8 protein-coding genes are annotated in these 13,449 nt (G+C 73.6%); 2 read left to right on the forward strand and 6 right to left on the reverse strand.

Annotation, left to right across the window (positions count from 1 at the left end; all coding sequences use genetic code 11):
- The first annotated feature begins 12 nt into the window (after nt 1–12).
- Nucleotides 13–912, forward strand: coding sequence for a phosphatase domain-containing protein (locus Pma05_RS12195; RefSeq protein WP_203857457.1), 900 nt, complete (start codon nt 13–15; stop codon nt 910–912).
- A gap of 208 nt (nt 913–1,120) precedes the next feature.
- On the opposite strand, the gene Pma05_RS12200 is transcribed toward Pma05_RS12195, so the two are convergent.
- Together Pma05_RS12200 and Pma05_RS12205 are read right to left on the reverse strand one after the other, a co-directional pair.
- Complete coding sequence (locus tag Pma05_RS12200) at nt 1,121–4,585, reverse strand: phosphodiester glycosidase family protein (protein WP_203857458.1); 3,465 nt, start codon at nt 4,583–4,585, stop codon at nt 1,121–1,123.
- Between the two features lie 200 nt (nt 4,586–4,785).
- Nucleotides 4,786–5,649: a hypothetical protein gene (locus Pma05_RS12205; protein ID WP_203857459.1), complete on the reverse strand. Its 864-nt coding sequence runs from the start codon at nt 5,647–5,649 to the stop codon at nt 4,786–4,788.
- Nucleotides 5,650–5,868: 219 nt separating this feature from the next.
- On the opposite strand from Pma05_RS12205, the gene Pma05_RS12210 reads away from it, so the two are divergent.
- Nucleotides 5,869–8,760, forward strand: a complete 2,892-nt coding sequence (locus Pma05_RS12210) for an AfsR/SARP family transcriptional regulator (protein ID WP_203857460.1) — start codon at nt 5,869–5,871, stop codon at nt 8,758–8,760.
- A 133-nt stretch (nt 8,761–8,893) separates the two neighbouring features.
- Here Pma05_RS12210 and rho read toward each other — a convergent pair whose 3' ends face one another.
- The 4 genes from rho to Pma05_RS12230 form a co-directional block, all read right to left on the reverse strand.
- Nucleotides 8,894–10,861, reverse strand: a complete 1,968-nt coding sequence (gene rho, locus Pma05_RS12215; protein WP_203857461.1) for a transcription termination factor Rho — start codon at nt 10,859–10,861, stop codon at nt 8,894–8,896.
- Nucleotides 10,862–11,159: 298 nt separating this feature from the next.
- Nucleotides 11,160–12,107: a homoserine kinase gene (gene thrB, locus Pma05_RS12220; protein ID WP_203857462.1), complete on the reverse strand. Its 948-nt coding sequence runs from the start codon at nt 12,105–12,107 to the stop codon at nt 11,160–11,162.
- Between the two features lie 93 nt (nt 12,108–12,200).
- A complete protein-coding gene (locus Pma05_RS12225; protein ID WP_203857578.1) occupies nt 12,201–12,530 on the reverse strand; it encodes a type II toxin-antitoxin system antitoxin in 330 nt (109 codons plus the stop codon).
- A 13-nt stretch (nt 12,531–12,543) separates the two neighbouring features.
- A complete protein-coding gene (locus Pma05_RS12230) occupies nt 12,544–13,410 on the reverse strand; it encodes an SPFH domain-containing protein (RefSeq protein ID WP_203857463.1) in 867 nt (288 codons plus the stop codon).
- Between the last annotated feature and the right edge of the window lie 39 nt (nt 13,411–13,449).

Here is a 13,449-nt window from a genome sequence, read left to right on the forward strand (position 1 = left end):
GCAAGGAGAAGCATGGCCCGACTGATCGTCACCCGGGGGCTGCCCGCCTCCGGGAAGACCACCTTCGCCCGGAAGCTGCAACCCGGGGTGGTCCGGGTGAACCGCGACGACCTGCGCCGGATGCTGCACGGCGAGCGGCTCTTCACCCAGTGGGCCGAGGGTCAGGTCACCGTCGTGCAGCGGGCCCAGGTCGAGGCGCTGCTGCGGGCCGGGGCGGACGTCTGCCTCGACGACACCAACCTGCGGTCCCGGACCCTGCGGGACTGGGCGCAGCTCGCCGCCCGGTTCGGGGCCGACTTCGAGGTGCACGACTTCACCGACGTACCGGTGGACGAGTGTGTCCGGCGCGACGCCGAGCGGCCCGAGCAGGACCGGGTCGGCGAGGAGGCGATCCGGCGGCTGCACGAGCGCTACCTGGCCGGGCGGACACTGCCGCTGCCGGTACCGACCGTCGAGCCGGGCGGGCCGGCGGCCGTCTACACCCCGCCGGCGGACGAGGCACCGGAGGTCGTACTGGTGGACATCGACGGCACGGTGGCGCTGATGGCGGGACGCAGCCCGTACGACATGACCCGGGTCGGCGAGGACCAGCCCAACACCGCCGTCATCTCGGCGGTCCGGGCCATGCACGCGGCCGGTCACGGGGTGGTCTTCTGCACCGGACGGGACGCGTCCTGCCGGGAGCAGACCGAGCAGTGGCTGGCCGCGCACGTCGGGGTGCCGTACCTGGCCCTGCACATGCGGGCCGTCGGCGACCAGCGCCGCGACTCGGTGGTCAAGCGGGAGATCTTCGACCGGGAGATCCGCGACCGCTACCGGGTGGTCGGGGTCTTCGACGACCGGATGCAGGTGGTCAAGATGTGGCGCGGCCTCGGCCTGACCGTCTTCCAGGTCGCCGAGGGCGACTTCTGACCGACTGTCGACCGACCCTGTTTGGAGCGCGGACGCGTCGCTGGCGCGGCTGGCCCGACGCGGCCGGGCCCCGTCCGCACACCGCCACGCACGGGTGCCCGCTGCTGACCTGGACACCAGGTGCGCTACCGCGGCCGGATAGCGCATCTGGTGTCCAGGTCAGCCTGGCGGCTGGGCGTCGACGGGGAGGTCGGTCGGGTGTGCCGCGTTAGCCGCGGGTGAGTGGGACGGTCGCCTGGGTGGTCACGCCGTTGACGGTGACGGCGAGTTGGACGGTACCGCTGGAGCGCAGCGCGGTGAGGCGGCCGGTGGCCGGGTCGAACCAGGCGGCGTGCCACGGCCGCAGGCCGGTTTTCGGTCCGATGTGGAGGTTCGTCGAACCGGACCAGTCGGCGGAGAGCGGGGCGGCGACCGGCACCTGCCGGCCACCCGGCTGGGTGACCGTGGCGGTGACCACGACCGCCGAACCGATCGGCAGGCGCGGCGGCGCGGCCAGGGTCAGCCCGTCGACGTGCGCCCGGGTCTGTGCGGTCACCCACTCCGGCCCCTCGGCCAGCGGGTCGCGTCGGGCGGCTGCCGCCTCGGCCGGGCTGACCGGGTCGACCCCGAACATCGTCCAGCCGCTGAATCCGCCCAGGTGCGGCGCGGTGGACGGGTTCTTGCCGGTGTTGCCGTTGATCAGGTACGGCACCCCGTCGACCCGGTCGGCGGAGAAGCTGCCGACGTGCGCGCCGACGAAGAGCGCGCCCTTGCCGGTCTCCCGCTGGAACTCGGCGAGCCACCGCTCCAGCAGGGCCGCCTCCTTACGATCGCCGAGCTGGCTCGCCTTTGCCGGCGTCGGGTCCCGGGGCGCGTGGTGCTCCAGTACCACCACCGAGCCGACGGCCGGGTCCCGGGCCGCGCCGTCCAGGGCGGTACGCAGCGCCGCCACCTGCCCGAACCCGCCGCCACGCAGGCTGCCGGTGGAGGTGTCCAGGGTGACGAACCGGGTCTTGGTGCCGCCCCGGCGCGGAGCGTGGTCGAAGACCCGGTTGGTCTGGCCGAAGACCGACGTGAAGTTGCTGATCGGGGCGCCCATGATCTCGTGGTTGCCCGGCACGTAGTGGTAGGGCACGGTGCCGCCCAACTCCTCGTCCAGGATCCGTTTGGCCAGCGCGAAGTCCTCCGGATAGGCGGTGTCCACGAAGTCCCCGTTGATCACCAGGAAGTCCGGTCGGGCCGCCTTCACCTCGCGGAGGGTACGGCGGGCCTGGGCGACCAGGTCGCTGTCCGGGGCTGCCGCGACGAACTGGGCGTCGGAGAGTACCGCGAAGCGCCAGGGTGCCCGGTCGACGGTGCCGTCGGTCAGCACCACCCGGTCGGTGCGGAACGGCTCGGCCGGCGCGGTCACCTCGGACGGTACCCGGGCGACGATGTCGTCGATCACCACCTCCCCGGTGTACGCCGCCGCCGCATCGGTCTCGGCCACGTAGAACCGGCGGATCCGCACCGGGTACGCCACGCCGGCCGGTACGGCCAGCTCGACGTACCGCCAGCCGGTCCAGTCGAGGTAGGGGCCGCGCAGTACGTGCTGCTGGTCGAGCGCGTCGTGCAGGTGCAGGCTGGGCCACTCGCCGTGCCCGTTGGCGTAGATCCACATCCCGAACGACTGCGGCTGACCGGCGACCGGGATGTAGGCCGGCGGGTCGGCGTACGCGGCCCGGGTGCCGGTGGACTGGCCGAAGTCGTACGCCAGCTTCAGGCCGGTGCCGGTGCGGCCTGGCACCGGAGTCGCCGAGCCGGTGGCCCGGGCGGCGCTGAACCGCCAACTCGCCGCGTCGTCGAACATCGCCACCGGTACGTCGGTGAGCCCGACCGTCACCGGCAGCACGGTGCTGGCCGCGCCGACCCGTACCGTGACCAGCCCGGCACCGCTGGCCACCTTGGCCCGCACCGACAGGCTGCCGTCGGCGGCCGGGGTGATCTCCAGCAGGTCCCGGTCGTACTCCAGGCGCAGGTCGGCGGGCTCGATCGGCGCGATGTTCCCCTCGGCGTCGTAGCCGACCACGCCGAACGACCCGGTGCCGCCCGAGCCGGCCAGCCCGACCTTGTCCACGGTGCCGTCGATCCGGGTCAGTGGGCCGAGCACGGTCAGCGGCAGTTCGCCCTCTGCCCGGCCCCGCGACGCGGTGACGGTCACCTCGCCGGACCTGCGGGCCCGGAAGACTCCGGCGGAGTCGACCGTGCCGAGGGACGACGGCGCGGCCCGCCAGCTCGGCGTGCCGGCCGCCGGACCGTAGGTCTCGTCGTAGCCGGCCGCCGCCAGTCGCCGAGTCAGCCCGGGAAAGACCCGGTCCGGGCGCCCGCCGCGCACCGGCCCGACGCCCGGCGCCGTCACCGGGTCGAGCAGGGTCTTCAGCCAGTACGCCCGCAGCCGCCCACTCCCCTGCGGCGCGAAGAGGGCGAGCCCGTTCGGTACCGGCCGTTCCGAGCCGTCCGACGGGCTGTTCTCGACCCGGACAGCCGGCTGGCCGGGCTCGCGGGCGAGCAGCGTCGACGAGCCGCCACCGTCGAGGTTGAGCGCGTTGTGCGCGCCAAGTTCAGCCATCATCCGGCCCAGTTCGGTAAGCGTCACGCCCCGGCTGTCCGCCTGCCGTCCGTCCACAGTGAGCAGGAACATCTTCCGACCGTCGGCGGAGAACCCGACCGCGGTCCGGGGTTCGGGGTTGACGTCCCCGATCTCCTGCGCGACCCCGTCCCGGACCAGTACCCGGTTGCCGCCGATCGCGGCGCGCAGCGTGCTGCCGTCGGCGGGCTTCGGTGCGTACCGGAGGTCGACCGGGTCGCCGGGGCGCAGGGCGGCGAGCGCGTCGGCACCGGCCTCCCGGCCGAGCAGCACCGTCGTACCGGCCGGGATCGGGCCGGTTCCGGCGGCGGGGGTGACCGTGCCGACCCGGCCGCCGACCAGGGTGACCTCGGTGACCCGGGTCGCGCCCTCGACCGCCCGGGTCCGGGAGTACGACCCCCAGAGCGGGGTGAAGACGCCGACGCCGCCGGCCACGACCATGTTGTTGAACTGGGTGAGCGTCACCGGTCCGGCCGGCAGCGTGGCGGTGCCGTCGAAGTGCACCTGGACCACCCGGCCCACCCCCTCGGCGGTCACCCCGACCGCCTCGTGGTGCCCGGCGACCGGCGACTGGACCAGTTCGCCGCTGCGGATGCCGATGCCCTGGGCCGCACCCGAGTTGTTGATGTCGAAGAAGTCCCCGTTGACCGCGGCCACCGCACCGGCCCGGTCGGCCGCCCGGCGCAGCGGTTCGGCTTTGGCCACCTCACCGGAGTTGACGTAGTCGACGGTGAGCCCGCCGGTCAGGTCGGCGGTGAGCGCGTCGGCCCGGAGCCAGCCGTTGGCGTCGTACCGGTCGAAGGAGGTCAGGTCGAGGCCGGGCGCGACCGGCCGGGTCCGGGTGTCGGTCACGATCCCGTCGGCGGCGGCTGCTGCGACCGGCGCGGACGACGACGCCGGGTACGACGAGGCGGCCGGGGCCTCCTCCGGCGCGGTGGCGGCGGCCGAAACGGGTGGCGGCACCACGCGCACCGGTTCGGCGTACGCCGGGACCGGGCCGGTGAGGCTGAGGGACGGCACCAGGAGCAGCAGCCCGGCGAGGCGGGCGGTTCGGCGGCGGGTCACCATGCCGGGTAGTCAACCCGACGGCGCACAGAAGTTTCAAGAGTCGACGCGTGAACCGAAGGAAAACTACACGAGCGCGCCGGAGCCCTCGGCGGGACACGGGAGCCCTCGGCGGGACGCCGGTCGAGCGGACGGGTCCCGCCCGGACGACTTCCCCCGGACGGGACCCCGCCGACCGCCGCCGACCGACCGGCGGCCTCCGGTCAACTGCCGCAGATGCCGTACCCGGTGAGGCTCCACGCGTTCGGCGGACCGCCCTGGTACTCGTCCGCCCAGGTCGAGGTGCTGTCCTCGTCGATGACGTTCAGCCCGGAGAGCAGTACCCAACCGTTGCCGGCGTTGATGTCGGCCCCGACCCCGTAGAGCGCCTTACCGGCCGGGCAGGACTGGCTGAACGAGGCGTGCCCCAGGGCGTCCGGACCGGCCGAGCCGGAGATCCGCTCCAGTCCGGCCGGGTTGGTGGCACAGACCGCGTACGCCGTCACGCTCCAGGCCGGCGGCGGGTTCGCACCCGCGACCACCACCCCCCGGGCGGTCACCGAGCGCAGGTCGGCCGAGGGCACCGCCTGGTCGAGCAGGACGGCTCCGGCACCGCCACTGTTGATCCGGCCGCCCGCGCCGATAACCCGCTTGGTGCCGCAACTGACGGTGACGTACTGCGTCTGGGCCGGTCCGGTGGCCGAGACCACCTGCCAGCCAGCCGGTGCCGGAGCACAGATCGCCTGGCCGGTCACCGCCCAATCGTCGAGGAAGTCGTCGTCACCGGCCTCACGCATCGTGACGCCGAAGCCGGTACCGCCGGCCAGCGGTTCGAGCCGCTCGATTCCGACGTGTCCCCAGGCGCTCTGCGAGACGGCCAGGTATCCCCCACCGCCGGTGACCACCTTGCCGGCCGGGCAGGACGCGGTCACCGCCTTGTCGCTGCTGTTCCGGGCCGAGTTGACGCCGACATTCACCAGACCCGGCGGATCGGCCACGGCCGGGACGGCCGGGGCCCACGCCACGGCGACGGCCGCCGCGACGAATCCACCGAGTACGGCGAGAACTGGTCGTGCGGGTCTGCTCATCGTGCTGCCTCCTGTCCCCCACCGGGGGCCGACCACCGGCCACCCGGGCGCCCGCCCGGCCGCAGGTGGTGGCGGTGCCACCCGCCACGGGCCGGGACGGCGGTGCGGATCCAGCCTGGAAGCGGCGGCTTGGCGTCCGCTATCCGACCGCTTGCCGTCGACCCCTGCGACGACGCCGCACCTACGATGAGGACCTGCGAGGCAACCGTGAGGTGGGCGATGCGCTGGTGCCTCCTCGGCCCGGTCGAAGCGACGGTGTCCGGCCGCCCGCTGGCCATCCGTCGGCCGCAGCACCGTGGCCTGCTGGCGCTGCTGCTGCTCAACGCGAACCACGTCGTCTCGGTGCCGCAGATCGAGCGGGCGCTGTGGGGAGACCGTCCTCCGGCCAGCGCCCGTACCCAGGTCCAGGTCTGCGTCTCGCAGCTTCGCGCCGCGCTGCGTACGACGGATGCCGCGCACCTGCTCGCCCACCGGGCCGGCGGGTACCGGCTGACCGTCGCCGCGCACGACCTCGACCTCGCCGAGTTCACCGCCGCCGTGGACCGGGCCCGGATCGCCGCCCGACACGGGCGGCCGGCGGAGGCGGCCGGACACCTGCGGGCCGGGCTCACCCTCTGGCGCGGCCCGGCGCTGGCGGGCGCGGCCGGCGCCTTCGTGCCGGCCGCCGCCGCCGAGCTGACCGAACAGCGGCTGGCCGCGTACGAGCAGCTCGCCGAGGTCGAACTGGCGCTCGGCCGGCACGAACGGCTGCTCGACACGCTGCGACCGCTGCTCGCCGACCATCCCCTGCGGGAGCGGCTGGTCGCCCGGTACATGCTGGCGCTGGCCGGCTCCGGTCAGCAGGAACCCGCGCTGCGGCTCTACGACGTCACCCGGTCCCGGCTCGCCGAGGAACTCGGGATCGAACCCTGCGCCGAACTCGCCTCGGCACACCTGCGGGTACTCCGGCACGAGGTGCCCGCCGCCGCACCGGCCGTACCGTCGGCGTCCCCGGCCGCCGGGCACGCCCCGACCGGCGTGGGCGCACCGGCCGGTGCCGGCGGCGCGGTGGTACCGGCACAGTTGCCGGCCGACGTCGCCGGATTCACCGGGCGCGCCGCGCCGCTGCGCCAACTCGACGCGCTGCTGCCGGAGGCGCCCGCCGGTGCGGGTACCCCGGCACCGGTGGTGATCTCCGCGATCGGCGGCACCGCCGGGGTCGGCAAGACCGCTCTCGCCGTGCACTGGGCACACCGGGTCGCGCACCGCTTTCCCGACGGCCAGCTCTACGTCAACCTCCGGGGCTTCGACCTCGACGGGCGGGCGGTGGCCCCGGGCGAGGCGCTCCGGGACTTCCTGGACAGCCTGCGGGTACCGCCGCACCAGGTGCCCGCCGAGGAGTCCCGGCAGGCCGCCCTCTACCGCACCCTGCTGGCCGGCCGGCGGATGCTGATCCTGCTGGACAACGCCCGCGACGCCGACCAGGTACGCGCCCTGCTGCCCGGCGCTCCCGGCTGTCTGGTCGTGGTGACCAGCCGCGACCGGCTCGTACCGCTGCTGGTGGCCGAGGGCGCCCGCCCGCTCACCCTGGATCTCCTCTCCACCGCGGAGGCCCGCCAGTTCCTCGGCCGGCGGATCGGCCCCGCGCGGCTGGCGACCGAGCCGGAGGCGGTGGACGAGATCGTCGAGCGGTGCGCCCGGCTCCCCCTGGCGCTGGCCGTCGTCGGTGCCCGGGCCGCGGTCCATCCCGGGTTCCCGCTCGCCGCCCTCGCCGGCGAGCTGCGGGACGCCCCGGACGGGCTGGCCGCGTTCGACGACGCCGATCCCGCCACCGGAGTCCGGGCCGTGCTCTCCTGGTCGTACCGGGCACTCGGTGCCGCCGAGGCCCGGCTGTTCCGGCTGCTCGGGCTGCACCCGGGCCCGGACGTCGCACTGCCGGCGGCGGCCAGCCTGGCCGGTCTGCCGGTGAGCCGGGTACGGCCGCTGCTGGCCGGGCTGACCCGGGCACACCTGCTCGCCGAACACGAGCCCGGCCGGTACACCTTCCACGACCTGCTCCGGGCGTACGCCGTGGAGCTGTGCCGGCGCGACGACGCCGACCCCGAACGCGCGGCGGCCCGGCACCGGATGTACGACCACTACCTGCACAGCGCCCACGCGGCCGACCACCTGCTGGATCCGCACCGGCTCACGCCCCGGGTCCGGCTGACCCCGACCCGGCCCGATGCGACCGTCCAGGAGCCCGCCGGGCACGCCGGGGCGATGGCCTGGTTCACGGCCGAGCACCGGGTACTGCTCGCGGCGGTCGCCCAGGCCGCGACGACCGGGTTCGACGGTCACGCCTGGCGGCTGGCCGCGGTGGTCACGACCTTCCTCGACCGGCAGGGGCACTGGGGCGACCTGGCCGGCGCCCAGCACCTGGCGTTGGCGGCGGCGCGGCGGCAGGCGGACCGGACCGGGCAGGCCCAGGCGCACCGGGGACTGGCGGTCGCGTACACCTGGTTGGGCCGGCACGACGAGGCACACCGGCACTACCAGCGCGACCTCGACCTCTACGCCGAACTCGACGACCGTGCCGGCCAGGCGCACACGCACGTCGGCATCAGTTGGCTGCTCGCCCGGCAGGGCCGGCACCGGACAGCCCTGGAACACGCCGAACGCGCCCTGCTGCTCTACCGGGCCACCGCCTCGACGGTCGGGCAGGCGAAGACGCTCAACAACATCGGCTGGCTACACGGCCGGCTCGGCGACCACCACCGGGCCGCCGCCTGCTGTCAAGCCGCCCTCGCCCTGCACGCCCGCAACGACGACCGGCGCGGCGCCGCCCTGACCTGGGACAGCCTCGGGTACGCCCACCACCGGCTCGGCCAGCACGACCGGGCCGTCGAGTGCTACCACCGGGCGCTGGACCTGCACCGGGAACTCGGCGACCGCTACGACGAGGGCGAGGTACTCGCGAACCTCGGCGACGCCCACCACGCCGCGGGGGACTGCGCCGCCGCCCGTACCGCCTGGCGGCAGGCCCTGGAGATCTACGACGAGCTACAGCACCCGGACGCCGACCAGCTCCGGGGGCGGATCGCCGAACCGGACCGGGTGCCGGCCGGTGGGACCACCCGGGCGAGCGGCTGAGGACGCCATCCGGCTCCGCTGAACGGCCCGGAACACTGCTTCGCTGAACCGGCCCGGAAACGCACATGGGGCCCGGCCTTAAACTCGGCCGGGCCCCACGGACGTGCTCACGGTGTCGCTGTCGGCGGAGGTGTTACTCCCCCGGCGTCGACTTCGCGATCTGCATCAGGAACTCGATGTTGGTCCGGGACTGCTTGAGCCGGTCCAGCAGCAGATCCAGCGCGGCCTGCGAGTCGAGCGAATGCAGCACCTTACGCAGCTTGTGCGTGATGGCCAACTCCTCCGGGGCCAGCAGGATCTCCTCCTTACGGGTGCCGGAGGTGTGGATGTCGATGGCCGGGAAGACCCGCTTGTCGGCGATCTTCCGGTCCAGCTTCAGCTCCGCGTTACCGGTGCCCTTGAACTCCTCGAAGATGACCGTGTCCATAACGGAACCGGTCTCCACCAGCGCGGTGGCGAGGATGGTCAGCGAGCCGCCGTTCTCGATGTTCCGCGCCGCGCCCAGGAACCGCTTCGGCGGGTAGAGCGCGGTGGAGTCGATACCGCCGGACATGATCCGACCACTGGCCGGTGCGGCCAGGTTGTACGACCGACCGAGCCGGGTCACCGAGTCGAGCAGTACGACCACGTCGTGGCCCAGCTCGACCAGGCGCTTGGCCCGCTCGATCGCCAGCTCGGCAACCGTGGTGTGGTCCTGCGGCGGGCGGTCGAAGGTGGCCGCGACAACCTCGCCCTTGACCGAGCGCTGCATGTCGGTGACCTCTTCGGGCCGCTCGTCGACGAGTACGACCATCAGGTGGCACTCGGGGTTGTTGTGGGTGATCGCGTTGGCGATCGCCTGCAACACCATGGTCTTACCGGCCTTCGGCGGCGACATGATGAGCGCCCGCTGACCCTTGCCGATCGGCGTCACCAGGTCGATGACCCGGGTGGTCAGGATGTGCGGCTCGGTCTCCAACCGGAGTCGCTCCTGCGGGTAGAGCGGGGTCAACTTGTAGAACTCGGGACGCCGCTTCGCCTCGTCCGGGTCCATCCCGTTGATCGTGTCGAGCCGCACCAGCGGGTTGTACTTGTCCCGCCGCTGCTCGCCCTCCCGGGCCGCGCGTACCGCACCGGTGACCGCGTCACCGCGGCGCAGGCCGTATTTCTTGACCTGGGACATCGACACGTAGACGTCGTTCGGGCCGGAGAGGTAGCCGGTGGTCCGGACGAAGGCGTAGTTGTCCAGTACGTCGATGATGCCGGCCACCGGTACGAGCACGTCGTCCTCGTTGACCTGCGGCTCCCGGCCGCCACCGCCCTCGCCGTTCTCCGCCCGGTCGCCCCGGCTGCCCCGGCGCCGGTCCCGGAAGCGGCTCCGCCGGCTGCGCCGGCCGCCGCCCTCACCGTCGTCGTCGTCGTTGTCCCGGTCCGCCGAACGGTCCCGGTCCGCCGATCGTTGTCCACGGTCGTTCCGCGACTCGCCGCGCTCGCCCCGGTCATTCCGCTCGTTGCGGTCCCGGCCGTTGCGCGACTCGCCCCGGTCGGCGCGGTCTCCGCGCTCGCCACCGTCGGTCCGCTCGGCACCCTCGGCCCGCTCCGCGCGGTCACCACGCTCCGCGCGGTCACCACGGTCGGCCCGCTCCGCACGCTCGGCCCGCTCCGTCGGCGCCGCCTCGGTCTCCACCTCGGCGGTGGCGGCAGCGGCCCGGCTGGACCGGCGGGACGTGCGGGTCCGGCCCTCGCCGCCAGCGGCGGCGGTGGCGGGCACCTGCTCGGCGGCCCGGCGCTCACCGTCCGGCCGGTCGGCGCTGTCCCGCACCTCGGCCCGGACCTCGTCGCGAGCCGGTGCGGCGGCGGCCGACACCTCGGCACGCGGGCGCGGCGCACCGCCGCCCGCGGAGTTGGTGGCACCAGCCTGCCGTTCCGAGATGGCGGCGATCAGCTCGCCCTTGCGCATCCGGGCCGTACCGGAGATGCCGAGCGACGCGGCCAGGCTCTGCAACTCTGGCAGCAGCATCGCCGACAGCCCGGTGCCGGTCCGCCGACGACGGGTGGCGCCTGCGGTGGCTTCGCCAGCGACGTTGGAAACATCCGACGTCACGTCGGTGGTGTCGCTCAATGGATTCCTTCCCTCGATAAGGCCGGGGCTGCCCGTGGCCCGAAGTGCTGGCTGGCCGGGCGGCCTCGGTACACCCGTCTCGCTTGACGCGTCACGGGAGTCTGTAACACAGCAGCCGGTTGGTTTCCCGACCCACCAACATCGGTGGGCAGGTCTCGCCGTCTGCGGCGACCTGTGGAAACTGCGGTGCGGCGTAGACCTAGGCAGGGGTGAGACGGGCTGACCGCCGAGAGCTTCGGGGGTGCACCGACCCGCAGGAGTCGCATTGCTTCGCGGCTGTGCTAAGTCTAGAGCGTAATCAACTCTTCCGACCTGCGGCAACAGGGTCCCGCTCGGCGTGTCCCAGTCTACCCCTATCAACCCGGGCCCCGGCTACGTCTATCGGCAACCTTTGCGCGGTCCAGCCCATTCCCGCCTCGAAAATCTCGTCGGCGCCGGTGAGCGCGAGGATCGACGGCCCCGCCCCACTGACCACAGCCGGCACACCAGCCGCACGCAACTCGGCCAGCCGGGTGGCGGTGCCCGGCATGCCGGCCGCCCGGTAGCGCTGGTGCAGCCGGTCCTCGGTCGCCTCGAAGAGCAGCGCCGGATCGGTGGTCAGGGCGTGCACCAGCAGGGCGGCCCGGCCGGCGTTGCGGGCCGCGTCGACGTGCGGCACCGTCGCCGGCAGCGCCGCGCGGGCCGTCGCGGTCAGGCCACGCTCCTCGGGCACGAAGACCGTGGCCCGGACCTGTGGCGCGACCGGCAACCGGACCGCCCGGGCCGGACCGCCCGACTCCGTCCAGGCGATGGTGAACCCGCCGAGCAGGCACGGAGCGACATTGTCCGGATGCCCTTCCAACTCGGCCGCCAGCCGCAGCGCCGCCGCGTCGTCGAGCCGCCGCGTCCCGTCCTCGACCAGGGCCCGGGCCAGTTGGATCCCGGCGACGATCGCCGCCGACGAGGAGCCCAGCCCGCGCGCCTGGGGAATCCGGTTGACGCACTCCACGGCCAGCCCCGGCGGCTGACCGCCGAGAGCGTCGAAGCCGGCCCGGATGGCTCGGACGACCAGATGGTCGTCACCGGTCGGCAGCTCCCCGGCCCCCTCTCCGGTCACCTCGACCCGGCAACCGCTGGTCGTCGTCCGGGCGCTGACGTCGTCGTAGAGCGCCAGCGCCAGACCGAGCGCGTCGAAGCCCGGGCCGAGGTTGGCGCTGGTCGCCGGCACCCGGACCCGGACCGGTTCGGAAACGAAGGTCGGCCGCATCCGGCTCATGCTAGGCGCACCGGGACCGGACTCCGCCGTCCGGACCCCGGAACGGCACCGACCGTTCGTACCCGGACCCGCCGGAATGCCCGGCTACGCCGACCCGGAGCCGCCCGACTCCCCACCGCCCGCCCCGATCCTCCCCGGCCCCCAGCCGTCCGCCTCGGCCCTCTCCGGCCCGCCGCCGTCCGGCGTACTTTCTGGCTGCCTGCCGTCCGGGTCCCTGTTGTCCGGGTCCGCTGGTGGTCCGGCCGGGCTGCCAGCTCGGGCCGGCTTCGGCGGGCGGCCGGCCGAGCGCAGGGCCAGCCGCAGGGCGTACTCGATCTGGGCGTTGACGCTGCGGATGTCGTCGGCGGCCCATCTCGCGATCGCCTCGTAGACGTGCGGGTCGAGCCGGAGCAGGAGTTTCTTGCGTTCCGCCATGGGCGCGCGAACCTCAGCCGTAGAGGGAGCCGGTGTTCACCACCGGTTGGGCGGCCCGGTCACCGCAGAGTACGACCAGCAGGTTCGCCACCATCTGCGCCTTCCGTTCCTCGTCCAGCTCGACCACGTGCTCCTCGCGCAGCCGCTCCAGCGCGTTCGAGACCATACCCACGGCACCCTCGACGATCTTGAAGCGCGCACCCACGATCGCACTCGCCTGCTGGCGGGCCAGCATCGCCTGGGCGATCTCCGGGGCGTACGCCAGGTGCGTGGTACGGGACTCCAGCACCTCCACACCGGCCAACTCGACCCGTTCGCGCAGTTCGGAGGTCAACTCGTCGCTGACCACCGAGCTGTCCCGCAGGCTGGCCCGCCCCGAGTCGTGCGCCTCGTACGGGTAGCTGGTGGCCAGGTGCCGCACGGCCGCCTCGGACTGCACGGCGACGTACTCGACGTGGTCGTCGACCGCGAAGACGGCCTTGGCGGAGTCGACCACCTGCCACACGACGACGGCGGCGATCTCCACCGGATTGCCGTCGGCGTCGGAGACCTTGAGCCGGGCGGTCTCGAAGTTGCGCACCCGGAGCGTGACCTTCCGCCGCATGGTGAACGGCCAGGTCCAGTGCAGGCCGGCCGGCCGGATGCTGCCCACATAACGGCCGAAGAACTGCACCACCTGGGCCTCGTTCGGGTTGACCACGGTGTATCCGGTGGCCACCACCGAGAGGAGCAGGGAGTAGACGACGCTGACCACCGCGATCCGGAGCTCGAGACTCGGCTCGTCGAGCGCCGGCACGATGACCGCGACCCCGACGGCGGCCAGGACCAGCATGATCGCGGTGGGAATGAACCCCGAGATCCGGAAGGCGGCTCGTTCCATGACATCTCCCTGCTAGCGAAGTGATATCACAAGGATATC

This window comes from Plantactinospora mayteni, assembly GCF_016862935.1.
Classification (GTDB): Bacteria; Actinomycetota; Actinomycetes; order Mycobacteriales; family Micromonosporaceae; genus Plantactinospora; species Plantactinospora mayteni.